This window comes from Streptomyces sp. NPDC059452 (genome assembly GCF_042750035.1).
Lineage (GTDB): Bacteria > Actinomycetota > Actinomycetes > Streptomycetales > Streptomycetaceae > Streptomyces.
In genome coordinates this window covers 66,518-88,574 of sequence record NZ_JBHYVE010000031.1, presented here as the reverse complement: position 1 = coordinate 88,574, position 22,057 = coordinate 66,518, and the positions used below count along the sequence as shown (strand labels likewise).

The following is a 22,057-nucleotide window of genomic DNA, read 5'->3' as shown; positions in this document are numbered from 1 at the left end:
CCAACGGCGCCCCGATGACAGCCATACCCAGAACCCCTGGGCCCTCCGATCTTACGAATGACCAGAGCGACCACCCTTGAAAGGTAGGACCCCTCGTGACCAGCACCAGCACCTCCCCCGCCGCCCTCGGCGTCCACTCCGAAGTGGGGCGGTTGCGCAAGGTCCTGGTCTGCGCCCCCGGGATGGCCCACCGCAGGCTGACTCCGACCAACTCCGACGATCTGCTGTTCGACGACGTGATGTGGGTGGAGAACGCCCAGCGGGACCACGCCGACTTCGTCTCCCAGCTCACCGAGCGGGGCGTGGAGGTGGTCGAGCTGCATGCGCTGCTCGCCGCCACCATGGCGATCCCGGAGGCCCGGTCCTGGCTGCTCGACCGGAAGATCGACGCGAACGAGGTGGGGCTCGGGCTGGTGGACGACGCCCGCGCCTTCCTCGACACCCTCACCCCGCGTCGGCTCGCCGACCATCTGATCGGCGGGCTGGCCACCGCCCATCTGCCGGACCCGTTCCGTTCGGCGTACCTGGGGCTGGCCCGGGAGGGGACGGGCGGGCGGGAGTACCTGATGCCGCCGCTGCCCAACACCCTGTACACCCGTGACACGACCTGCTGGCTCTACGGCGGGGTGACGCTGAACCCGCTCTACTGGCCCGCCCGCCACGACGAGACCCTGCTGATGAAGGCTATCTACACCTTCCACCCCGACTTCCGGGGGTCCACGGTCTGGTGGGGCGACCCGGAGAAGGACTGGGGGCGGGCCACCTTCGAGGGCGGGGACATCATGCCCGTCGGCAACGGCGTCGTCCTCATGGGCATGAGCGAGCGGACCTCCCGGCAGGCGATCACCCAGGTCGCGGTCGCCCTGTTCGAGCAGGGGGCGGCGGAGCACGTGATCGTCGCCGGGATGCCGAAGCTGCGCTCGGCGATGCACCTGGACACGGTGTTCACCTTCGCGGACCGGGACATCGTGACGCTGTACCCGCGCATCATGGACGGGGTGCATACGTTCTCGCTGCGGCCGTCCGACCGGGCGCCCGGGATCGAGATCACCGACGAGGGCTCCACCCCGTTCACCGAGGTCGTGGCCCGCGCCCTGCGGCTGCCGCGGCTGCGGGTGATCGAGACGGGCGGGGACGTGTACGCCTCCGAGCGGCAGCAGTGGGACAGCGGCAACAACGCGGTGGCCCTGGAGCCGGGCGTCGTCTTCACCTACGACCGCAACACCCAGACCAACGCCCTGCTGCGGCGGGCCGGGGTGGAGGTCATCACCATCGTGGGCGCGGAGCTGGGGCGGGGGCGGGGCGGCGGGCACTGCATGACCTGCCCGTTGATCCGGGACGCGGTGGTGTTCTGACGGCAACCAGGGTTACAGCCCCTGCGTCAAGCGGTGCAGTCTCAGCGCCAGTTGGATCTCCAGCGTGCGCGGCGGCTCGTTCCAGTCCGGGCCGAGGAGGCGGCCGATGCGTTCCAGCCGCTGCACCACGGTGTTCACGTGCACATGGAGCAGGGTCCTGGTGCGGGTGAGGCTCGCTCCCTGCGCGTAGTACGCGTCCAGGGTGGTGACCAGGTCCGTGCCGCGCGCCGTGTCGTAGTCCAGGACCGGGCCCAGCGTCCTGCGTACGTACCCGCCCAGGTCTGCCTGGTCGCCCAGCAGTACGCCGATGAAGCCCAGGTCCTCGATGGCCCCGCCGCTCCCGGTGCGGCCCAGCGCGCGGAGGGCGGAGAGGCAGCGGGCCGCCTCGCTGTGGGCGCCGGGCAGTTCGGCGGGACCGGAGGCGGGGCCCGCGGCGCCGACGGTGACGGGGCCGTCGGCCGCCTGGCCCAGTTCGGTGGCGAGCGCCTGGGCCTCGGGGCCGGGAGCGTCGGAGGGGGCCACCAGGACGACGTGGTCGTGGTGGAGGCCCGCCAGGCCGTCGCGGGTGTGGGCGCTCCGCGCGGCGGCGGCCAGCAGGCGGTGGCGCGGAGCCGCCTCGCTGTGGGCCACGAACACGCTGTGCGGGCGGCCCAGGTCGACGCCGAGGCGGCGGGCCCGGGCGGTCAGGGTGCCCGGGTCTCCGGTGCGCGAGAGCAGGTTGCCGAGCAGTTCTCCCCGTACCCGGTCCTCCGTCTCGGCGACCGAGCGGCGCAGCAGCATGAGGAGCGCGGTGACCACGCTGGCCCGTTCGAACAGCAGCCGGTCGGCGTCCGCGAGGTCCGCCCGGCCGGTCAGCGCGATCGAGCCGAGGAGTTCGGGTCCGGCGAGGACCGCACAGACCCAGGTGCCGTCGAGGGGGACGGCCCGGCCCCGGGCCCGGGAGGCGGCGACCGCCGGGGTGGGCGGGGGCTGCGGTCCGGTGCGGGCACGGGCGAGTTCGGCGCCGTCCGCGTCGTGGATGAGGATGCCGCCGTCCAGGATCTCGGCGAGGGCGGCGGCCACGTCGTCGGCTCCGCCGCCGCGCAGCACGAGGTCGGTGAGCTGGTCGTGGGCCTCCTCGGCCCGGCGCATCGCCTCGCTGTGCGTACGGATGGTCTCGGAGGCGGCGTTGAGGTCGACGAGCGCGGCCCGGGTCTCCTCCAGCAGCCGGGCGCCGTCGATGGCGATCGCCGCGTGGTCGGCCAGCGAGGAGAGCAGTGCCACCTCCCCCGCGCTGAACTCGCGGGGTGCGCGGTCGGCGGCGTACAGGACACCGATGACCCGGCTGCCCAGCCGCAGCGGTACGCCGAGGATCGCGCGCAGCCCCTCGTCCAGGACGGCGCTGTCGATGATGGTGGTGTGGTGGAAGCGGGTGTCGGCGCCGTAGTCGCCGGTCGCGTACGGGCGGGCCGTCTGGGCGACGAGTCCGCCGAGCCCCTCGCCCATCCCGAGCCGGACCCGCTGGAACGCCTCGGCCACCGAACCGTCGGTGACCCGCATATAGGTGTCGCCCGCCGCGTCGTCGTTGAGGGAGAGGTAGGTGACGTCGGTGCCGAGCAGCAGTTTCGCCCGGTGGACGATGGCCCGCAGCACGGCGTCCAGATCGCGCAGGGCCGCGAGGTCGCTGGCCGTGTCGAAGAGGGCGGTGAGCTGCGCCTCGCGGACCCGGTGCTGGCTGAGGGTGCGCCGGATGCGCAGCGCGACGGTGGTGGCCTCGGCGATCCCGGCCAGCTCGGCGGCGGTGGCACCGGCCTGCCGGGCGGTGGCGGCGGGCTGCTCGAACTCCTCGGCCGCCGCGCCCCGGGCCAGCAGGTCGAGCAGTCGGCTCAGGGCCGCTGCGGAGTGCGGGGGGCCGGGGGCTGTCACGCCGGTGAGCATACGGTGACCGGTCCGGGGGTCTGCGGGGGCAGGGGCCTCCCCCGTACCCCGTAAAGCCGCACCCCATAAAGCCGTACCCCGTGAAGCCGTGCGGTGCGGTGCGGCTTCACGGGGTACGGGGCGGGCGCGGGTTCAGCCGCCGAGCGTGAGCGAGTCCTTGCGGGCGGCGGCGGGCGGTGCGGCCGGGACCGAGTCCTCCAGGCCGTCCTTGGCCAGGTCGCGGCCCCGGGTCTCCTTGGCCAGCCAGACCGTCACCGCCGTGACCAGGGCGGCGAAGCAGAGGTAGAGGGAGATCGGGACGGACGAGCGGTAGTCCTTGAGCAGTTCGACCGCGATCAGCGGGGCGAGCGCGCCGCCGATGATCGAGGCGAGCTGGGAGCCCATCGAGGCGCCGGAGTAGCGGACCTTCGTGTCGAACATCTCCGAGATGAAGGCCGCCTGCGGCCCGTACATCGCCCCGTGCAGCAGCAGGCCGAGGGTGACCGCGAGGACGATGACCGGGAACGACCTGCTGTCCAGGAGCGCGAAGAAGGCGAAGGCCCAGACCGCCATGCCGAGGGCGCCGATCAGGGTGACGGGCCGGCGGCCGAGCCGGTCCGAGAGGGCGCCCCACAGCGGGATGGTGACGAAGTGGACCGCCGAGCCGATCAGTACGGCGTTGAGGGCGTCGCTCTTGGACATCTCCAGGTGCACGGTCACGTAGACGAGGAGGAAGGCGGTGAGGATGTAGTACGAGATGTTCTCGCCGAAGCGGGTGCCGATGGCGAGGAGCACCTCGCGCCAGCTCCTGCGGAACACCTCGACGACCGGGGGCTGTTCCTTGACGCCCGCGGCAGCCCGTTCCTGCGACTTCTTCTGCGCCTCCAGGAAGACCGGGGACTCCTCGATGGAGATCCGGATCCACAGGCCGATCATCACGAGGACGCCGGAGAGCAGGAACGGGATGCGCCAGCCCCAGGCGAGGAAGGTCTCGTCGGACTGGACGGCGGCGAGCAGCGCCAGGACACCGGTGGCCAGCAGATTGCCGCCGGGCGCTCCGGCCTGCGGCCAGGAGGCCCAGAAGCCGCGCCGCTTGTCGCCGCCGTGCTCGGAGACGAGGAGGACGGCCCCGCCCCACTCGCCGCCCAGCGCGAAGCCCTGGACCAGGCGCAGGACCGTCAGCAGGATCGGGGCCCAGACGCCGATGCTGGCATGGGTGGGGAGCAGCCCCATGAGGAAGGTGGCTCCGCCCATCATGAGCAGGCTGAGTACGAGGAGCTTCTTGCGGCCGATCTTGTCGCCGTAGTGGCCGAAGACGATGCCGCCGAGCGGACGGGCGGCGAAGCCGACCGCGTACGTCAGGAAGGCCAGCAGGGTGCCGACGAGCGGGTCGCTGCTGGGGAAGAAGAGCGAGTTGAAGACGAGCGCGGCGGCCGAGCCGTAGAGGAAGAAGTCGTACCACTCGATGGTGGTGCCGACGAGGCTGGCCGCGACGATCCGGCCGATGCGGCTGTTGCCGGGCGGGGCGGAGCTGGGGGAACCCATGGAACCCATGGTGAGTCACCGCGTTTCGTTGGCAGGTCTGTCAGGACGGGGGCGGACGCCGGGAACGGGGGGTCAGCGGGCGCCCCAGCCTCCGTCGACGGGGAGGGAGGCGCCGGTGATGTACGAGGTGTGGGGGCCGCAGAGCCAGACGCAGACGGCGGCGACCTCCTCGGGTTCGATCAGCCGCTTGATCGCGGACCGGTCCAGAAGGATGTCCGCGACGACCTCGCCCGGCGGGATGCCGTGCGCGGCGGCCTGGGCGGCGATCTGGCCCTCGACGAGCGGAGTGCGTACGTAACCCGGATCGACGCAGTTACTGGTCACCCCGTGCGGGGCACCCTCCAGGGCGGCGACCTTGCTCAGCCCCTCCAGGCCGTGCTTGGCGGCGACGTACGCGGACTTGAAGGGGCTGGCCCGCAGGCCGTGCATGCTGGAGACGTTGACCAGTCGGCCCCACCCCCCGGCGTACATGTGCGGCAGGCAGTGCCGCATCAGGAGGAACGGGGCGGTCACCATCACCTTCTGGATCAGCTCGAACCGGTCGGGCGGGAACTCCTCGATGGGCGCCACGTGTTGCAGCCCGGCGTTGTTGACCAGGATGTCCACGGCCCTCGGCAGCGCCCCGACCGCCCCTGCGTCGGCGAGGTCCACGACATGGGCCACCCCGCCGGTCGCGGCGGCGACGGCCTCGGCGGCGTCGGCGTCGCGGTCGGCCACGTGGACGAGGGCCCCGGCCGCGGCGAGCGCTCGGGCGGTGGCCCGTCCGATGCCGCTGCCACCGCCGGTGACCAGGGCGGTGCGCCCGCTGAGGTCCACGGCTCCGGCGCCCTGCGCCGAGGGAGCGGGCGCTGCGTGCGATTGGCTCGTCATGGCGGGAAACGCTAGAGACCGCCGGGCGGACATCCCATGGCACGGACCGCCATAGTGGGGGCGGTTGATGTGGGGGTGGCCACCATTCCCGGCGGGCCGGAGGCCCCAGCGGCGCTGCTCGTCCTGGTCGGCCCGGCGGAGGCGGACCGGTGGCCCCAGCGGCGCCAGCGGTGGCGGCCCGGTGGCCCCAGCGGAGGCGGACCGGCGGAAGCGGACCGGCGGTGACGCGCCGCCCTACCGCTCCCCGCGCCCCCGCTCCTTCGCCAGCCAGGGCCCGAACTCGCTCTCCAGCACCAGCCGACCCAGCTTGCGGTACTCCTGGAGCACCGCCGTGACGATCTGGTCCATGGCGAGCGGGGCCCGTGACTCCGCCGCGAGGTAGGCGGCGGTCACCGCGCAGGCCCGGATCGAGCCGCCCGCCAGCTCGAAGCGGTCCGCGCAGAACGCCAGGTCCAGCGCGGGATCGCGGGGGATGGAGGTGCCCAGGCAGCGGTCCCAGAGGGCGAGGCGCTGTTCGGCGTCCGGCATCGGGAACTCCGCGATCACGTCCAGGCGGCGGGTGAACGCCTCGTCCAGGTTGGCCCGGAGGTTGGTGGTGAGCACGGCGATGCCGTCGAAGGACTCCATGCGCTGGAGGAGGTAGGCCGACTCCATGTTGGCGTGCTTGTCGTGCGCGTCCTTGACCTGGGAGCGCTTGCCGAAGATCGCGTCGGCCTCGTCGAAGAGCAGGATGCCGTTGACGTCGGAGGCCTCGACGAAGATCCGCTCCAGGTTCTTCTCGGTCTCGCCGATGTACTTGTCCACCACCGTGGAGAGGTCAACGACATAGAGCTCCATGCCCAGTTCGCGCGCGACGACCTCGGCCGACATCGTCTTGCCGGTGCCGGACTCGCCCGCGAACATCGCGATGACCCCGCGCCCCCGGCCGCCGCCCGGCCGCATCCCCCACTGGCCGAGGACCTGTTCGCGGTGGCGGGCGCGGAGGGCGAGTTCGGTGAGCTGGGTGCGGGTGGCCGGGGGCAGGACCAGGTCGTCCCAGCCGACGGCGGGTTCGATGCGGCGGGCGAGCCGTTCGAGCCCGGCGCCGTTCTGGGCGCGGACCGCTGTGCGCAGGTCGTCCGGGTGGACCGGGCGCTGTTCCAGAACGGCCAGCCGGGTGGCCACGGTGGCGGCCTTGCGCAGTTGTTCGGGGTCGAGCCGGTAGGAGGCGGTGGCCTCGATGAGATGGTCGTCGTCGGCCGGTGCCTGTGCGTCCGGCAGGCCCACCGCCCTGGCCGCCTCGGCGAGCGCCTGCCGCCACTGCCGTGCCGAACCCGCCGGGCCCGGGGGCCGGACCGCCATCGGGACCGGGCTGTCGCGGGTCCACAGCGGGTCCCAGTTCTTCTTCCCGTACGCGATCAGGGGCGTACCGCTCAGCGCCGTACAGAGGGCGGCCAACAGGCGTGCCCCCTCCGGACGTTCAGGGGTGAGCGCTTCGATCGGGCCGAGGACGACGCCACTGTGGCCGAGACGGGCCTCGGCCGCCAAAGCCCGTACCGGCTCCGTCTGTTCGGTGGTCGCGGCGAGGGCCGCGATGTCGACCACGAGCGGGCGGCGGCCCGCCGCGACGAGCGCGTCGACGGCCAGCCCCGCCGGGTCGCCGCCCCGGTCGAGCAGATGCACCAGACCGCTGCCCGTGGCGAGCGCGGCGGTGATGCGCCGGATCTCGGGGCGCTCGTCCGACCCGTCGGCGGAGGCGGGGACATGGACGAGGCCGCGCAGCCGTCCGTCGGTCTCGTCGTCGCCGAGGAGATGGGCGGTGACCCGGTCGGAGACCCTCAAGGCCCTTGAGAGCAGCGGGCGTTCGGGGTCGCCGATCTCCAGCAGCCCGCCCGCGACGAGCGGGGCGGAGGGCTGGAACCGGAAGCGGCCGGAGCTCGCGGCGGGCAGTCCGCAGAGTTCCAGCGCCAGGCCGATGGTCGGGCGGCGGCGGGTGAGATCGTCGTTGAGGTAGCCGTAGAAGCGCTCGAACCGGGCGTCGACGTCCGGCGCCATCGCGACCAGCAGGAGCTCGACGTCGAGCTCCGCCAGTCCGAAACGGGCGGCCAGTCGGGCGAGCCGACTGTCCGGGGGCGCCGACTCCGTACCGTACGGCGGTTGCTCCGTACCGTAGGACGGCAGGGGTACGGAGGCGAAAGCGCCCCGCGACTCCAGGACGCGTTCGGCCGCCTCGGGGGTGAGGTACTGCCCCCGGTACGGGTCGTCCGGCTCCGGGTCGGTGGCGCGGCGGTCCACCACCGCGTGCCGGACCCGCTGCTCGACGCGGCCCAGCCGCTCCCACAGCACCTCGATGTCGGTCACCGCGCGGTCGGCGACGTCCCGGGCCGATGCGCTTTCCGTAGCCGCACGGTCAGCGGCCCCCGGGACCGATCCGTTCTCCGTCACCGTCATCGCGCCGCACTCCCCCGCTTGCGTCGGCCGGGCGGCAGTTGCCGTTCCCGTTCGGCGGCGAAGCCGTGTGCCTCCAGGTCGCCCGCCCCCTCGTACCGCAGGCGGCGGCCCGGGTCGTCGGCCGCCGTGCCGTCCACGGCGGGGGCGGCCTTCATCACCAGGCCCTCGGTGACCGGCGGGCCCGCGGGGGCCCGTTCCCCGGCGAGCGGGGCGAGGACCCGCAGGTCGATCGCGGCCTTGAGCTCGCCGCCGAGCGCGGACCACACGTCGGACGCGGACGGCCCGTCGGTGCGCGGGCCCGCCGCCTCCAGCTCCACGGTGAGGCCCAGTTCGGCGAGGCTGCCGGTGTGCATCCGGGCGGGCAGCACGTCCGTACGGACCAGGCAGCGCAACACCTCGGAGAGCAGGCGGTGTTCGTCCTGCGGGCGGTTGGTCCAGGCGGTGACCAGGTAGGTCAGCTCGAACCAGCGCGGCGGGGTCCGCCAGCCGGTGACCACGCCGTTCGCGTCGTGCTCCTCGGCCGTACCGGTCCGCCGCCGGGCCGCGTCCTCGCGGATGGCGTGCAGGAAGACGCTGATCGTGGGCGCGTTGCGCCGGGCCGACCAGTCCTTCGTGGGCGCGTCGAAGACCAGGTCGACCCCGCTCTCCTGGAGCCCGGCGTCCACCAGCAACAGCCGTAGCCCTTCGTCGACTTCGTGGATCATCGGCGGGTCACCTCGTCCGGCGGGGTGATGGTGCCGAGCACCACGAGGAAGTCCGTCTTCACCGGGCTGAAGCCGGGGCCCCTGGCCGTGATCGTGCGCGGCCCGGTCTGATCCTTGGCCAGGATGAGCAGTTGGGCGATGAACGTGCCGTCCGGGTTGGGGAGAGTCGGCGCGGCCGCCGCCGTGATCCCCGGGTTCCAGCTGAGCTTCACGGGCGCCCCGGGCGGGAAGTCCTTGCCGCGTACGGAGGTGACGAAGCCGGGCTTGCCGACGGCGGGCACCGCGATGATGCGGGGCTGGAGGATGCGCAGCGGGATACGGGAGACGTTGTCCCCGCGGTCCGCGTCCGTGCCGGTGGTGGTGAGGGTGGCCGTGATGCTCGTGCGCAGTGCGCGGTCCGGGGAGAGGACGACCCGTACGACGGTGGAGGCGCCGGGGGCCAGGTCGGGCAGCGCGCACTGGCCCGCCGTGCAGCCCGCCGGGAGCGGTCCGGCCGGGATGGTTCCGGGCAGGCCGAGCTGGAGGCGGAGGCCGGTGGCGGAGGCGTTCCGGCCGTTGCGCACGGTGTACGTGACGACGACCTTGCCGCCGACGTAGCCCGGGCTGGGCTGGGCCCGCACCACGACTCCGGGGCCTGCGAGGGGCGCGGGCGGCAGAGGGGCCGGGGGGCGGGCGGCGGGCGGTCGGGCGGCGGGCGGTCGGGGCTGGGCGGGGGCGGTGGTCGTGGGGGGAGGGGCGGAGGTACGGGTGGGCGTGGGGGTGGGCACAGTGACCGTGGGGGTGGGGGTGGGAGGCGTCGGGGTGGGGGTGGGGGGCGTGGGTGACGGGGTCGGCGGGGTGGGTGACGGGGTCGGCGGGGGCACGTCCTGGACCGGTACGAGCGTGCCGGTGGCGTTGTCCGTCGGGTTCGGGTCGAGCACGGCGCCGGTGACGGACCAGCCCACCGGCTGGTCGCCCCGCACCACCCCGGTCAGCTTGGCGGTGATCTCCACGCTCGTACCGGGCAGGACGGTACCCAGGTCGCACTGGGGTGAACCCGCCCCGCACGTACCGGCGTCGGTGGTCAGCTCCTCCAGCCGTACGCCGGGCGGGGCGTCGGCCGTGAACGTGGTGCCGGGCGAGGGCGAGGGGCCGTGGTTGACCACGGTGACCTTCACCTCGACCGAGGAACCGACCTCCACGGCAGGCCCGTTGGGCGGCGCGGTGACAGCCAGGTCGACCGACTGCTGGTAGCTCGGCTCCTTCTGCCGTCCGGCGTGCGTGTTGTCGAGCGGCGCCAGCTCGCCGGAGGCGAGGTCGAGGACGGAGAGCTGCTCCATCGAGTTCGGGGCGAGCTCCCGGCGGGAGGTCAGCACGATCCGGCTGCCGTCCGGGGACCAGGCCACATCGCGGGGCTGGAAGGGGCCGGTGGAGGTGGTGTCGGGGATCTCCTGGTCGCAGCCGTCGGGGTTGTCCCGCTGGGAGGAGGGGAGCACGACCCGGCAGCCGCCGCCGCGCAGGGGCTTGATCAGGATCCCGGCCCGCTCGTTGATCCGGCCGCCGCCGTCCTTACGGTTGAAGGCCACCTTCGTACCGTCCGGGGAGAACGCCGGGCTGTCGTCGATGACTTCGCAGTCGCCGTAGCAGATGGTGGCGCTGAGGTCGCGCTGCTGGTCGAGCCGGTCCACCGGGACGACCCAGATGTGCTTGTTGCCGCCGTGGCCGTTGATCACATGCGTACGGGTGAAGGCGAGGTTGACGCCGTCGGAGGACCAGGTCGGCTGGGCGTCGCTGCCCTGCTGCTCCCCCTCGGGCGGACGGACCTCGTCCAGGATCTCGCCGGTCGCGACGTCGGCGATGAGGATGCGGCCCGGTCCGGCCGCCCCGCCGACGCCGCCGGGCGAGGTCCGGGTGAAGGCCAGCTTGGTGCCGTCGGGCGAGAAGGTGGGGTCGGTGTCCCAGTCCAGGTCACCGCGTCCGGCGAGCGGGAGGGCTTCGGCGTTGGTGCCGTCGGCGTCGACCATCCAGATGCGCAGGACGCGGGCGTCGGCGGGGCCCTCGAAGCGGGTCACGACGATGCGCCGGCCGTCGGGGGTGTAGTTCTGCCGCTCGGTCCACGGGTCGTACCCGGCCGCCGGGTTGAAGAGCGGGTCCTGCGCGGGATCGGTGTTGGTGCGGGCCGCCGGGTCCTCGCGGAGGATGGTGAGCCCGAGGTCACGGGGGTCGGAGCCGTCCTGGCGTACGTCCTGGAGCGTGACGGTGTTCGCGGCCTCGGCGGTGATCCGGGCGACGACGACGCTCCCCGAGTCGGCGGGGCCGAGCCAGGTGGGCGAGGCCACCTTCCGGTCCTCGGTGAGCAGTTGCCGCGGGGTCTCGTCGACGAAGGCGGTCACCCGGTAGACGTGGTCGAAGTCGTCGCAGCCGCAGACGTGGAAGGGGCTGAGGAAGAGAACGCCGTCGCCGTCCGGCAGCCAGCTGACCGAGTGGCTGCCCCACTCGGCGTGGTCCCCGGCCAGCAGCGGCCGGTCGGTGCCGATGCCCTCGGTGACGCGGAGCCGGTTGCCCTTCTCGGGGTCGGGGTCGGTGACGTGGGTGTACGCGACACGGCTGCGGCGGGTGTCGTCGTCCACCGGGTTCCAGGACGGGTCGACCGCGTCGCCGGGCGGTCCGTCGCTGATCCGGGTCCGGTCGCCGCCCGCGAGGGCCTGCTCGTATATCTGCCAGCCCAGCGAGGTGTCGCCGTCGCAGGCGTACGCGATCCGGGTGCCGTCCGGGGAGAAGGTCGGGGACTCCTCGTTGTCGGGGGTGTCCGAGAGCCGCCGCAGGTCCGAGCCGTCGACGCCGACCGCCCACAGGTCGCGCTGGGTGCCTCCGCCGGGGCCACCGGGCTCCGCCGAGTCGAAGACCACGGTCCGGCCGTCCGGGGAGAGTTCGGGGTTCGCCGCGTCCCGGTCGGTGGTGAGCCGGCGTACGGTCCCGTCGGCGTCGCGCACGTACACCTGGGGGCGCACGCTGTCGCGGAGGCTGGTGAAGACGAGCACCCCGCCGCGTGCGGAGGGGTCCTCGTCGTAGTGGACCGGGCCGGTGTCCCCGAAGAGCGGCTCGCTGCCCTGCGGGTCCGCGACGCGGCCGAGGCTGCGGTGCTCCGTACCGGCGAAGGCGATGCGCCCCGCCTCCGCCGGGTCCAGGTCGGCTGCCGCCGCCGGGGCGAGCCTCGGCGCCCCGTGCGGGGCGGAGGCGGAACCGACGACCAGCAGCGGCGCCAACAGCACCACCGCGCCCGCCAGTCGGCTCCACCGGGAATGCTTCGCCGGGCCAGCAGTGCCGGTCACGGCCCACCTCACAGTCTGTTGATGACGCTCCACCGTCGAGCATCGCGCTCGCGCGGGTCAGGAAGACAGGCCCCGAGTACCCGGAGCGGGGGAAGGAGCCGCTGCCCTTTGCGGCGCCCACCCCCGGCCCCGTCCTCGCCCCCGGTACCTCGGGGAGGGGATCAGATCAGCCCGTGCCGCATCGCATAGCCCACCGCATGGGCCCGGTTGCGCAGTTCGAGCCGGGTCGCCACCTCGTGCAGCACGTTCTTGACGGTGCGTTCGGAGTACGAGGTCTTCTGCGCGATCTCCGAGGTGTCGAAGCCCTCCGACACCAGCCGGATCATCTCCGCCTCGCGTGCCGTCAGGGTGGAGAGGGTGAGGCCCCGGGGGTCCAGGACCGTCCGCTGGAGGCTGCTGACATGGTCAAGCAGCTTGCCGAGGAGGTCGCCCGGGAGAACGCCCTCGCCGTTGGCCATCGCCTTGACCAGGTGGATCAGCCGGTCCTGGTCGGCCTCGCCGCGCCGCAGCACGGCGGCGACCCCGCACTCGATCATGGTCTGGAGCGCACCCGACTCGAAGAAGCCGACGACCAGTCCGGTGCGGGTGGAGGTGTTGCGCTGGAGGCGGTGCAGGAGCTGGACGGTGGCCTCGTCCACCATGTCCACCACCACCAGGGAGACCTGGGCCTTCTCCGCCTCGGCCTCCGGTATCAGTTCTATCTCCGGCCGCATCCGCAACTGGTGGACCATCCCGGTCTGCAGGATCAGGTCCTCCGCGTACACCGCCACGGTGACCCTGCCGCCGGTCCCGGCTCCGGGGACGGTGCGCGCGGTGCGCGCGGTGCGCTGCGCCGTACCGGGCCTGCGGTACTGCCCGTGCTCCGTCGTTCTGCTCTTCGTCTCTGCCATCGTCATCTCTGCCATCGTCATCGTTCCGCGCCGTCCTTCTCAGGTTCTGCCGCCCGATATGTCTTCTCCGCACTCGACCGCACCGGTCTTCGGCAGGGGGCGCGGGCCCGGGTCGGGGTCGTGGGGCCACCGGGCCGGTGTGCGTCCGGGGCATCCACCCTGCCCGCTCGTTGCCCTCGCGACCCTGCTGCGCAGCCGCCCGGGCGGCTTACGGTCGCAGGGTGACCACATCTGCCGAACTCGAAATACCCGCGGTGACGGTGTCGCCCGGCGGTACCGCGACGACGACCCTGACCGTGCGCAACGACGGTGACATCGTCGAGGCCTACACGCTCGAAGTCGTCGGCGACTGCGCCGCGTGGAGCACCGTCGAGCCGGCCCGTGTGTCGCTCTACCCGGGCACCTCCGAGACGGTGACGCTCACCTTCGCCCCGCCCCGCTCCCACGAGGTCAGGGCGGGCGAGACTCCGCTGGCCGTCCGCGTACTGCCCGCGGAGCACCCGGAGTCGGTGGTGGTCCCGGAGGGCACGGTCACCGTCGAGCCCTTCCACGAGCTGCGCACCGAGCTGGAGCCGCGCCGCCGCAGGGGCTGGCTGGGCGCCCGCTTCCGTACCGCCGTACAGAACAGGGGCAACACCCCCGTCGACGTCTCCCTCACCGGCAAGCAGGCCGGGGAGGAGCTGCGGCTGGGCTTCACGCCGGCCCAACGGCGGCTGGAGCCGGGCGAGTCGGCCGAGGTACGGCTCAAGGTCCGTGCGGGCAAGCTGATCTGGTTCGGCGAGCCGGTCACCTGGCCGTTCGAGGTGGAGGCCGCCGAGACCGTCAGGGCCGCCGCCACGGCGGATGCCGGAGGTACGGAGACCGGGGGTACGGAGGCCAGGGGCGCGGCCGGAGGTACGGGGGCCGGGGTCGAGGCGCCCGTACGGCTGGAAGCCGACCGACCCGAGTCCGTACGGCCGGAGCCGGTCCCCGGAGAGTTCCTCCAACTGCCCGTTCTGCCCAAGTGGTTGCTGATCCTGCTGGCCGCTCTGCTGGCGCTGCTGCTCGCCTGGTTCGCGCTGGTCCGCCCCGCCGTGGAGAGCACCGCGAAGCAGGCGGTGACCGAGGCGGCGGAGGAGGAGGCCGCCCGCGGCGAGCAGCAACAGGGTTCGGCAACGCCGGGCGGCCCGGACAACCCGGCCGGAGGCCAGGGGCAGGGCACCGGCCCGGACGGTTCGACCGCGCCCGGCGCCACCGGGGGCACCGGCACCGGTACGGGAACAGGGATGGGCGCCGGTCCGGGCGGTACAGGGGCCGGGGGCACCCAGCAGAGTTCCGCGACGATCGACGTGGAGACCGATGCCGGGGACGACAACGCCGGGACGTACAAGGTTCCGGCGGGCAAGGTGTTCGGCATCACGGACCTCGTGGTGGCGAACTTCCAGGGCGACGAGGGAGTACTGACCATCTCCTTCGGAGAACGGAAGATCACCACCATCGCGCTGGAGACCTTCCGCAACCAGGACTACCACTGGGTCACCCCCATTCAGATTCCGGAGAACGCCACGGTCACCGCTGCCGTCACCTGTGCCAAGCCCGGCACTCCGGCGACCGGAACGCAGGCCTCAGGCTGCCATCAGGTGATTAACGTCAGCGGTGTACTGAGCGATCTCGCACCGTAGAACGCGGAAACGGCAGCACGGTGCGCCTCGCTCCCGCCCGTCGGTGACGACCTTTCGGTGACGACAACAGCAGAAACCGGCCCCCGGGGGAAACCCGGCGTGCCGGGCGATGGCGGATTCATCTTCCCGAATACGCCAAAGGTCTACACCAATTCGGTCACCTGCGACGCCGACAGCCCAAGAAGAATATCCGGTTCCGGCGGGCCCGAACACGAACGGGCCTGTCCAGAGCCGCTCCTGACGCTCCGACGACATTCGACGACAACCAGCGGGCGCCCGATCGGAAGGTCCGGGCGCCCGTTTCCGTCGGCGTAACCGGGCCGGAACATCACACCTTCTGGGCGCATTCTGGCCGAATCCCGTCAGTCCGCTGCGATTCCCGGGCCGACCGCGTACGTTTTTCGACCACGCGGGGTTCACTACGGAAAAGAGATACCGAACACACTCGGGACGCGAACCGGAACCTGCCACTCCGGTGAATCCTCCGAAGACGGCCGGCGCGGAAACCGTTCCGCAACTCCTTCCGCAACCCGCTCCGTAACCCGCAGTTCGCCTTCTCTTCACTTGAAGCCCACCGGAATACCCCATACCCGCCGCTCCGCGCGAATACGGGGACGGCTGCGGGAAGCGGGCGGGAAGCGGCTGCGGTCCGCCCGCCAAGGGCAGCGTTTCCCACCGGGCAGGTGCCCGGGAAGGCAGTGTCCTTGCCCCGCGCCCAGGACTTCCGGACCTACTCCCCGCCCTCCCCACCGGGCAAGACTGACCGGTGAACGAGTGACCACCCCGAAGGAGCGAGCATGCCGTCGTACCTCACCCCCGGTGTATACGTGGAGGAGGTGCAGTCCGGAGCGCGGCCCATCGAGGGAGTCGGCACCGCGGTCGCAGCCTTCGTCGGCTTCGCCGAGACGGGCCCCTTCCACCAGCCCACGCTGGTGACCAACTGGGACCAGTACGTCCAGACGTTCGGCACCTTCACCGCCGACACCTACCTCACGCACGCCGTCTACGGCTTCTTCGCCAACGGCGGCGGCGCGGCCTACATCGTGCGCATCGGCGGCCCCGCCCAGGGCGCGTCCGGCTCCACGGCACCGGGAGCGGTCGCCCAGGCCCCGGCCCCCACCGCGCTCGGCGGCTTCCTCATCTCCGCCAAGTCCGGTACGGGCGACGGCCTCTCCGTCGAGATCGCCGACCCCGAGGGCGAGAACCCGCCGGAGGACCGCTTCCGGCTGCTGGTCCGGCAGGCCGGCAAGGTCGTGGAGACGTACGACGTCTCCACCCGCAAGAACGTCAAGGGCTACCTGGTCACCCAGGCCCGCGACTCCAAGCTGATCCAGGTCACCGAGCAGCCCGGCACGGCCCAGAGCCGCCCCGAGAAGCAGACCGTCGCCCTCGCCCCGGCCACCGGCGCCCCCGGTTCCGGTGTGGCCCGGCTCGACGCGGCCGAGTACGTCGGTGACGCCGCCGCCCGCACGGGCTTCTCCGGCCTGGAGTCGATCGACGAGATCACCATGGTCGCGGTCCCGGACCTGATGAGCGCCTTCCAGCGCGGCGAGATCGACGCCGAGGGCGTCAAGGCCGTACAGCTCGCGGTCATCTCGCACTGCGAGCAGATGGGCGACCGGGTCGCCGTCCTGGACACCCCGCCGGGCCTGAACGCCCAGCAGGTGCGCACCTGGCGCAACGACGAGGCCGGTTACGACTCGCGGTACGCCACCCTCTACTACCCCTGGGTCAAGGTCTTCGACCCGGCGAGCGGCCGCAACTCCCTGGTCCCGCCGAGCGGTCACGTGGCCGGTGTCTGGGCACGCAGCGACAGCGAGCGCGGCGTGCACAAGGCGCCCGCCAACGAGGTCATCCGGGGCGCGGTCGACCTGGAGATCCGGCTCAGCAAGGGCGAGCAGGACCTGCTGAACCCGATCGGCGTCAACTGCGTACGGGCCTTCCCCGGCCGGGGCATCCGCATCTGGGGCGCCCGCACCCTCTCCTCCGACCCGGCCTGGCGCTACCTCAACGTGCGCCGCCTCTTCAACTACCTGGAGGAGTCGATCCTGATCGGCACCCAGTGGGTGGTCTTCGAGCCGAACGACGACCGCCTCTGGTCGAGCATCCGGCGCAACGTCACCGCCTTCCTCACCGAGGAGTGGCGACGCGGTGCGCTGTTCGGCCGCACGGCCGAGGAGGCGTTCTACGTCCGCTGCGACCGGAGCAACAACCCGCAGGAGTCGATCGACCTCGGCCAGGTCGTCTGCGAGATCGGCGTGGCCCCGGTGAAGCCCGCGGAGTTCGTGGTCTTCCGCCTGGCCCAGTTCTCGGACAGCACGAGCCTCATCGACGAGTGACCCTCGCGGTCCTCCTCACCCCCTTCATCCTTCATCTTCACTAGCGGAACAGGTGACACACAGTCATGGCAGAGGGCGACGCTCTTTCCACCCACGTATTCGGCGTGCAGCTCGGCGGCTATCTCGTGGAGTCCATCCAGGAGATCAGCGGCATGACCGTCGAGGAAGAAGTCGTCGAGGTCCGTCAGGTGACCGCCGAGGGCAAGCAGATCATCCGCAAGCAGCCCGGCGCGCGCCAGGCGGGCGAGGTGACGATCACCCGCGGGCTCGACAAGAGCAGCGAGTTCACCACCTGGATCAAGGAGACGCTCAACAACGGGGCCGTCGACACCGCGCGCCAGAACCTCACGATCGAGATCAAGGACTCGACCGGTGAGACCGTCCGGCGCATCCAGCTGATGCAGGGCTGGGCCTCCAAGTGGGAGGGCCCCTCCCTCAAGGCCGGCGAGTCCAGCGCGGCGACCGAGACGGTGACCATCACCTTCGAGGAGATCGTGGTCGAATGAGGCGCCGGACCGTTTCGCCGGGCAGCGGCCTCGAAGAGGTCCTGGACAACCTCGCCGCGGCGCCCGCCGCGCGCGAGGAGATCTCCGCGCCCGCTCCCGCCCGCTCCCGCGAACGGGACACGCTGCAGACGGAGTTCACCTTCGAGCTGCCGCGCGGGTACGTCGACGACGAGGGCCAGGTGCACCGCAGCGGCACCATGCGGCTCGCGACGGCCCGGGACGAGCTGCGCCCGCAGATCGACCTGCGGGTGAAGGAGAACCCGGCGTACCTGTCCGTGGTGCTGCTGAGCCAGGTCATCACCCAGCTCGGCACGATCACCGATGTGCACGCGGGGGTGGTGGAGCGGATGTACGCCACCGACGTGGCGTTCCTCCAGGACTTCTACCGCCGCATCAACAGCGAGGGCCACACGCACGCGGCGGTGACCTGCCCGCTCTGCCACGGCTCGTTCGAGGTGGACCTCTCGGGTGGGCGCCTGGGGGAATCGTGACGTACGCGCTTCCCCGGTTGCGGGAGGAGATCGCGTACGTCGCCTACCACTTCCATTGGCAGCGTGAGGACATTCTCGACCTCACCCACGCTGAGCGTCAGCAGTGGGTGCGGGAGATAGCGCGGATCAACACCCGCGTCAACGAAGGCGGGTGATCGTGTGGGGCTCGGGGACTGGCTGCGCCGAACGGACAGGCAAGGGCCCGGCACGGCCGCGCGGGAGGGTGCCGGTTCCGGTGCTGCCGGGGCCGGTGCTGGTGTCGGTACCGATGGCGGTACGGGCATGGGTACGGGTGCCGGTGCGGGCGGCGGTCCGGTGCCGGAGGCCGGGGCCGCCGTCGCGGGCGGTGGTCCGGCGGGCTCCGGCGGTTCCGGCGGCGACTGGGACGGCGGCTGGCGGCAGGTCGCCCCGCCCGCGGTGACCGTCGCCCGGTCCTCGATCGGGGTGAGCGACGGGCTGCGGTTCCGGTCCCGGCTCGCCTCCTGGCAGAACCCCACGTTCGGCGGCGAACTCGGCCACGCCGTACTGCCGTCCGCCCCTGTGGGCCTCATCCACGGCGTGGCCCGCCCAGGCGCCGCACGTTCGGCCTCGCCCGGGGGGCCGCTGCTGCTGCGGGCCGCCCGGACGGGGGCGGAGGAGGTGGCGGCGGAGGCGCCGGGGAGTGCGGAGACTACGGGGGCTTCGGGGACTGCGGGGACTGCGGGGACTGCGGGGAATCTGCCCGCTGCGGCGACCGGACGCGCGGGTGGGCGGAAGCCGGGGCGGAGTGCCCCGGTCCAGCGGTCGGGCGGCACGGCGTCGAAGACGGTACGGGGGTCGGGGGCGGGGTCTGCTTCCGGTACGGGTACGGGTGCGGGTACGCCGACCGTGCAGCGTGCGGTGAGCAGCGATGCGGCTTCGGCTCCTTCGGAAGCTGTCGCCCCTGCCACGGACCCGGCCCCTTCGGCTTCGGCTTCGGCTTCGGTGCAGCGTGCGCGGCTTGCTGCTGTACGGCCCCGACGTACCGCACCGCCCCTGACCGTCGCCCGGCGCCCGGCGATGCGGCTGCGGCAGATCACCGGGCTGCCGCCGACCGCCCCCGCCACGCCTGCCGCCGCGTCCGCACCGGCCGCTTCCGGCACCAGCACCAGCACCACCACGAACACCGTGCAGCGGAGCACACCCGCTCGGCAGGAAAGCTCCGGCCGACAGCCGACTCCTCCCCAGGCTGCCGAGTCCATACGCCCCGCCCTGGGCAAGCCCCTGCGGGAACTGCCCTCCAGGGCCGTACCCTCCGGCCCCACAGGGCAAGGGCAGGTCGTGCCGCCCGCCCCGGCAGGGCAAGAAGCAACGGTCATGCCGGTGCTCCAGCGCCCGACCTCGGAGGCAGCAACGGCAGCTTCACCCGCCCCCGCACCTGCGCCGAAGCAGTCACAGCAGTCGGGCCCGGCGTCGGCACCGACGCCGAAGACGCCCAAGACGCCCAAGGCGTCGAGCCGTCAGCAGACAGCCCCGGAGGCTCGGTCCCAGACCGCACCCAGAACCCCGCAGCCCCCCACCCCGGCCCCGGCACGCACACCAGCAGCAGCACCCACACCGGCATCGGCACCCATCCAGAGGGCTCCGGCTGCGCACACAGGGCAGGCACCGGCGTCCGCCCCGCACCAGGCTCAACGCCCCGGCGCCCCCGAACCCTCGCAGCCCGCCGACACGTCCGGCCCCCGCGCCCGTACGCGAGGCGGGATCGGCACGCCCCTCGCCTCGCTCCCGCCGACCGCCCGGCTCCAGGGTGACGCACCCCTCCTCGGCGACCGTCGTCGTACGCAGCCGGGTCGTCCCTCGGGCCCACCGACTCCCCCGAGCACGCCCCCGCAGGCCGCCACACCATCGGCCTCCCCCAGCACGCCCCCCGGGATGCCGGTCCGCTCGGCCGCGCAACCGTCCCCCGTACAGCGGGCAGCAGTGGACGGCGGGCACTCCCACACGCGTACGCAGACGAGTCCGGGTTCGGGTCCAGGCGCGCCCACCCCCGGCACCGCTACTCCCCCGGCCCCGGTCCGTATCCGGAACATCGGCCCGCAGCGGATGGGCGGGCAGGCCACCTCCCCTTCCTCCCCTGCCACCGTCCAGCGCTCGCGCACCCTGCTCTCGGGCAGGTCCCTGAAGGTGAACACCGGTTCCGCCGAAGGGTTCTCGGCGGCCCCCGCGACGACGACGGCAGGCGGCAGCCCGGCCCGCCCGGTCGTGGCGGCCACCTGGCGCCGCGACGTACAGCAGCCGGGGCCCACCACCAACGGGCCCGGCGCGACACCGGGACCCGTAAACACCCAGACCGGAACCGCCCCAACGGGCAACGCCCGGCCCGGAAACCGCCGGACGCCCCCGGGTGCGACGCCCCAGCACACCGCACCCCGCACCCGCCCCGCCGCACCCGCCACGCCGCACCGAACCACCAGCCCGGCATCGGCCTCGGCCACCCCGACGGTGCCCGGCCCCACCGTCCAGCGGACCGCGCACGGAACCCCCACGCCCCGCCGCACCACCACCCACGACGGCAACAGCAGCAGCCCAAGCGCCACCACCGCCACCCCCAACACCCAGCGCCCCAGCGGCAAGCCCCCCAAGGGCGGCGGGTCCACCGTCGGCGGCGCGCTCATGCGGCTCGTGCAGCGGCGTACGGTACGGGGCTCGGCGACGCCCCCTTCGCCGTCGTCCAGCCCCACCGCCCGGGCAGCGGGCTACGCACCGTCGCCGTCCGGCCCGGCCTCCTCCGGCCCGGCCGACCGGCACAGCCCGCAGCCGCCCGCCACCCGGCCCGCACCCCCCAAGCCCACCTCCCCGTCCATGCCCCCCATGACCTCCATGACCTCCGGGGCCTCCACGGCCTCCGGCACTTCCACGGCCTCCGTGGCGTCGGCGTCCACGACCGCCTCGGCACCCCCGCGCCCCGCCCCCGGCTCCCCGGCGCCCCGCCCCACCTCCCAGGCCCGCCCGGTCCCGGTCGTCCGGCCCCATCCGCCCGCGGCGCCCCAGGCCGGAGCCACCGTCGTACCCGTCCAGCGGATGCCGTTGCCGGTGGTGCCCGACCCGGCGGGCCCTCCGCCCGCCGGTCCCGCGCCCGGTGGCGGCACCCCTCCGCAAGGGCCGCCGCCCCTCTCCGTACGGGTCCCACCACGCCCGACCACCGCAACCACCGGCACCGGCACTGGCACCGCGACGCATCCTCAGGCCCACGCCCCCGGTCGCCCCCCGACCCAGGCCCAGGTCCTCCAGCGCGCCGCCGCCCACGCGGGCATCACCGGAGTCCCGGTCAAAGCGGTCCCGCCGAAGGGCGCTTCGCCGAAAACCGTCCAGCGGACAGGCGCCGACGAGACCGCCGAAACCGCCACGGGAAACGGAAACGCGGGAAACACGGCGAACGCCGTAAACGCAGGCACCAACGCCGCCGCCCGCATCACCGGCGCCGAGATCGAGGAGCTGGCCCGCCGCCTGCTCGACCCCGTGAGCCGGCTCATCCGCGCCGACATGCGCCGGGGGCGGGAGCGCGCCGGGCGGCTCCACGACGGCCGCCGCTGACAACGTCCCGCCCACCCGGCACCACCCGCAGGAACCGCACCAGCAGAGAAGAAGAGAAGAAACGGCATGACGGACAACATCTTCGCGACGAGCGTGTTCTTCAAGCTCGTCATCGGCGGCAGCGACCTGGGGGCCTTCCACACCTGCTCGGGCCTGGGCGCCGAGGTGGAGATGGAGACGTACGCCGAGGGCGGCAACAACGGGTTCACCTGGCAGCTGCCGGGGCGCATCACCTGGACCAACATCACGCTGACCCGCCCGGTCACCGCCGACACGATGAAGATCGCGCGCTGGCTGAACGAGACGATCCAGCGGGTCGAGCCCAAAGACGGCGAGATCGTCGCCCTGCGGCCGGACCTCAGCCGGATCATCAGCTGGCAGATCCAGGGCATCGTGCCGGTGCGCTGGCAGGGCCCGTCCTTCGACCCCGCCAACTCCCAAGCAGCCATAGAGACGTTGGAGATCGCGCACGAGGGACTGGAGCCCTCCTGATGCATCGTCACA

16 protein-coding genes are annotated in these 22,057 nt (G+C 73.0%); 9 read left to right on the top strand and 7 right to left on the bottom strand.

Going from position 1 to position 22,057, the window contains the following annotated elements; translation table 11 throughout:
* The first annotated feature begins 95 nt into the window (after nucleotides 1-95).
* Nucleotides 96-1,355 carry an arginine deiminase gene (locus ACFW9Z_RS31015; RefSeq protein WP_384645948.1) on the top strand — a complete coding sequence of 420 codons (1,260 nt, stop codon included), beginning with the start codon at nucleotides 96-98 and terminating at the stop codon, nucleotides 1,353-1,355.
* A 12-nt stretch (nucleotides 1,356-1,367) separates the two neighbouring features.
* Here the strand turns inward: ACFW9Z_RS31015 and ACFW9Z_RS31010 are convergent, their stop codons facing one another.
* The 3 genes from ACFW9Z_RS31010 to ACFW9Z_RS31000 form a co-directional block, all read right to left on the bottom strand.
* Nucleotides 1,368-3,272, bottom strand: coding sequence for a helix-turn-helix domain-containing protein (locus tag ACFW9Z_RS31010; protein WP_384645947.1), 1,905 nt, complete (start codon nucleotides 3,270-3,272; stop codon nucleotides 1,368-1,370).
* Nucleotides 3,273-3,404: 132 nt separating this feature from the next.
* Entirely contained in the window at nucleotides 3,405-4,796 is a 1,392-nt protein-coding gene (locus tag ACFW9Z_RS31005) for an MFS transporter (RefSeq protein WP_384645946.1), read from the bottom strand.
* Nucleotides 4,797-4,868: 72 nt separating this feature from the next.
* Entirely contained in the window at nucleotides 4,869-5,666 is a 798-nt protein-coding gene (locus tag ACFW9Z_RS31000; protein ID WP_384645945.1) for a 3-hydroxybutyrate dehydrogenase, read from the bottom strand.
* A 36-nt stretch (nucleotides 5,667-5,702) separates the two neighbouring features.
* Between ACFW9Z_RS31000 and ACFW9Z_RS30995 the strand changes: the two genes are divergently transcribed.
* Nucleotides 5,703-5,891, top strand: a complete 189-nt coding sequence (locus tag ACFW9Z_RS30995) for a hypothetical protein (RefSeq protein WP_384645944.1) — start codon at nucleotides 5,703-5,705, stop codon at nucleotides 5,889-5,891.
* Nucleotides 5,892-5,900: 9 nt separating this feature from the next.
* Here ACFW9Z_RS30995 and ACFW9Z_RS30990 read toward each other — a convergent pair whose 3' ends face one another.
* From ACFW9Z_RS30990 to ACFW9Z_RS30975, 4 genes are all read right to left on the bottom strand, one after another.
* Nucleotides 5,901-8,096: an ATP-binding protein gene (locus ACFW9Z_RS30990; protein WP_384645943.1), complete on the bottom strand. Its 2,196-nt coding sequence runs from the start codon at nucleotides 8,094-8,096 to the stop codon at nucleotides 5,901-5,903.
* Nucleotides 8,093-8,800, bottom strand: coding sequence for a DUF4255 domain-containing protein (locus ACFW9Z_RS30985; RefSeq protein ID WP_384645942.1), 708 nt, complete (start codon nucleotides 8,798-8,800; stop codon nucleotides 8,093-8,095). The genes ACFW9Z_RS30990 and ACFW9Z_RS30985 overlap by 4 nt, the downstream gene beginning before the upstream one ends.
* Complete coding sequence (locus ACFW9Z_RS30980; protein WP_384645941.1) at nucleotides 8,797-12,111, bottom strand: hypothetical protein; 3,315 nt, start codon at nucleotides 12,109-12,111, stop codon at nucleotides 8,797-8,799. Before ACFW9Z_RS30980 ends, ACFW9Z_RS30985 begins: the two co-directional genes overlap by 4 nt.
* A gap of 161 nt (nucleotides 12,112-12,272) precedes the next feature.
* Nucleotides 12,273-13,007, bottom strand: coding sequence for a response regulator transcription factor (locus tag ACFW9Z_RS30975; RefSeq protein ID WP_384645940.1), 735 nt, complete (start codon nucleotides 13,005-13,007; stop codon nucleotides 12,273-12,275).
* A 215-nt stretch (nucleotides 13,008-13,222) separates the two neighbouring features.
* Between ACFW9Z_RS30975 and ACFW9Z_RS30970 the strand changes: the two genes are divergently transcribed.
* The 7 genes from ACFW9Z_RS30970 to ACFW9Z_RS30940 all read left to right on the top strand — a co-directional run bounded on the left by ACFW9Z_RS30970 (nucleotide 13,223) and on the right by ACFW9Z_RS30940 (nucleotide 22,045).
* On the top strand, nucleotides 13,223-14,662 hold the full coding sequence (locus ACFW9Z_RS30970; RefSeq protein WP_384645939.1) for a hydrolytic protein: 1,440 nt from the start codon (nucleotides 13,223-13,225) through the stop codon (nucleotides 14,660-14,662).
* A gap of 797 nt (nucleotides 14,663-15,459) precedes the next feature.
* A complete protein-coding gene (locus ACFW9Z_RS30965) occupies nucleotides 15,460-17,001 on the top strand; it encodes a phage tail sheath family protein (protein ID WP_384645938.1) in 1,542 nt (513 codons plus the stop codon).
* A 65-nt stretch (nucleotides 17,002-17,066) separates the two neighbouring features.
* On the top strand, nucleotides 17,067-17,507 hold the full coding sequence (locus ACFW9Z_RS30960) for a phage tail protein (protein ID WP_007457189.1): 441 nt from the start codon (nucleotides 17,067-17,069) through the stop codon (nucleotides 17,505-17,507).
* Complete coding sequence (locus tag ACFW9Z_RS30955; RefSeq protein ID WP_384645937.1) at nucleotides 17,504-17,998, top strand: hypothetical protein; 495 nt, start codon at nucleotides 17,504-17,506, stop codon at nucleotides 17,996-17,998. The genes ACFW9Z_RS30960 and ACFW9Z_RS30955 overlap by 4 nt, the downstream gene beginning before the upstream one ends.
* On the top strand, nucleotides 17,995-18,153 hold the full coding sequence (locus tag ACFW9Z_RS30950) for a DUF6760 family protein (RefSeq protein WP_018492281.1): 159 nt from the start codon (nucleotides 17,995-17,997) through the stop codon (nucleotides 18,151-18,153). Before ACFW9Z_RS30955 ends, ACFW9Z_RS30950 begins: the two co-directional genes overlap by 4 nt.
* A 1,909-nt stretch (nucleotides 18,154-20,062) precedes the next feature.
* Nucleotides 20,063-21,553, top strand: coding sequence for a hypothetical protein (locus ACFW9Z_RS30945; RefSeq protein WP_384645936.1), 1,491 nt, complete (start codon nucleotides 20,063-20,065; stop codon nucleotides 21,551-21,553).
* 66 nt (nucleotides 21,554-21,619) lie between these two features.
* Nucleotides 21,620-22,045 carry a phage tail protein gene (locus ACFW9Z_RS30940; protein WP_384645934.1) on the top strand — a complete coding sequence of 142 codons (426 nt, stop codon included), beginning with the start codon at nucleotides 21,620-21,622 and terminating at the stop codon, nucleotides 22,043-22,045.
* Nucleotides 22,046-22,057: the final 12 nt, after the last annotated feature.

Excerpts from the sequence above, each read along its gene's own strand:
- ACFW9Z_RS30940 (WP_384645934.1), top strand. The coding sequence starts at position 21,620 with ATGACGGACAACATCTTCGCGACGAGCGTGTTCTTCAAGCTCGTCATC.
- ACFW9Z_RS30995 (WP_384645944.1), top strand. The coding sequence starts at position 5,703 with ATGGCACGGACCGCCATAGTGGGGGCGGTTGATGTGGGGGTGGCCACC.
- ACFW9Z_RS31005 (WP_384645946.1), bottom strand. The coding sequence starts at position 4,796 with ATGGGTTCCCCCAGCTCCGCCCCGCCCGGCAACAGCCGCATCGGCCGG.
- ACFW9Z_RS30985 (WP_384645942.1), bottom strand. The coding sequence starts at position 8,800 with ATGATCCACGAAGTCGACGAAGGGCTACGGCTGTTGCTGGTGGACGCC.
- ACFW9Z_RS31010 (WP_384645947.1), bottom strand. The coding sequence starts at position 3,272 with ATGCTCACCGGCGTGACAGCCCCCGGCCCCCCGCACTCCGCAGCGGCC.
- ACFW9Z_RS30955 (WP_384645937.1), top strand. The coding sequence starts at position 17,504 with ATGAGGCGCCGGACCGTTTCGCCGGGCAGCGGCCTCGAAGAGGTCCTG.
- ACFW9Z_RS31000 (WP_384645945.1), bottom strand. The coding sequence starts at position 5,666 with ATGACGAGCCAATCGCACGCAGCGCCCGCTCCCTCGGCGCAGGGCGCC.
- ACFW9Z_RS30975 (WP_384645940.1), bottom strand. The coding sequence starts at position 13,007 with ATGACGATGGCAGAGACGAAGAGCAGAACGACGGAGCACGGGCAGTAC.
- ACFW9Z_RS30960 (WP_007457189.1), top strand. The coding sequence starts at position 17,067 with ATGGCAGAGGGCGACGCTCTTTCCACCCACGTATTCGGCGTGCAGCTC.
- ACFW9Z_RS30965 (WP_384645938.1), top strand. The coding sequence starts at position 15,460 with ATGCCGTCGTACCTCACCCCCGGTGTATACGTGGAGGAGGTGCAGTCC.
- ACFW9Z_RS30945 (WP_384645936.1), top strand. The coding sequence starts at position 20,063 with ATGGGCGGGCAGGCCACCTCCCCTTCCTCCCCTGCCACCGTCCAGCGC.
- ACFW9Z_RS30990 (WP_384645943.1), bottom strand. The coding sequence starts at position 8,096 with ATGACGGTGACGGAGAACGGATCGGTCCCGGGGGCCGCTGACCGTGCG.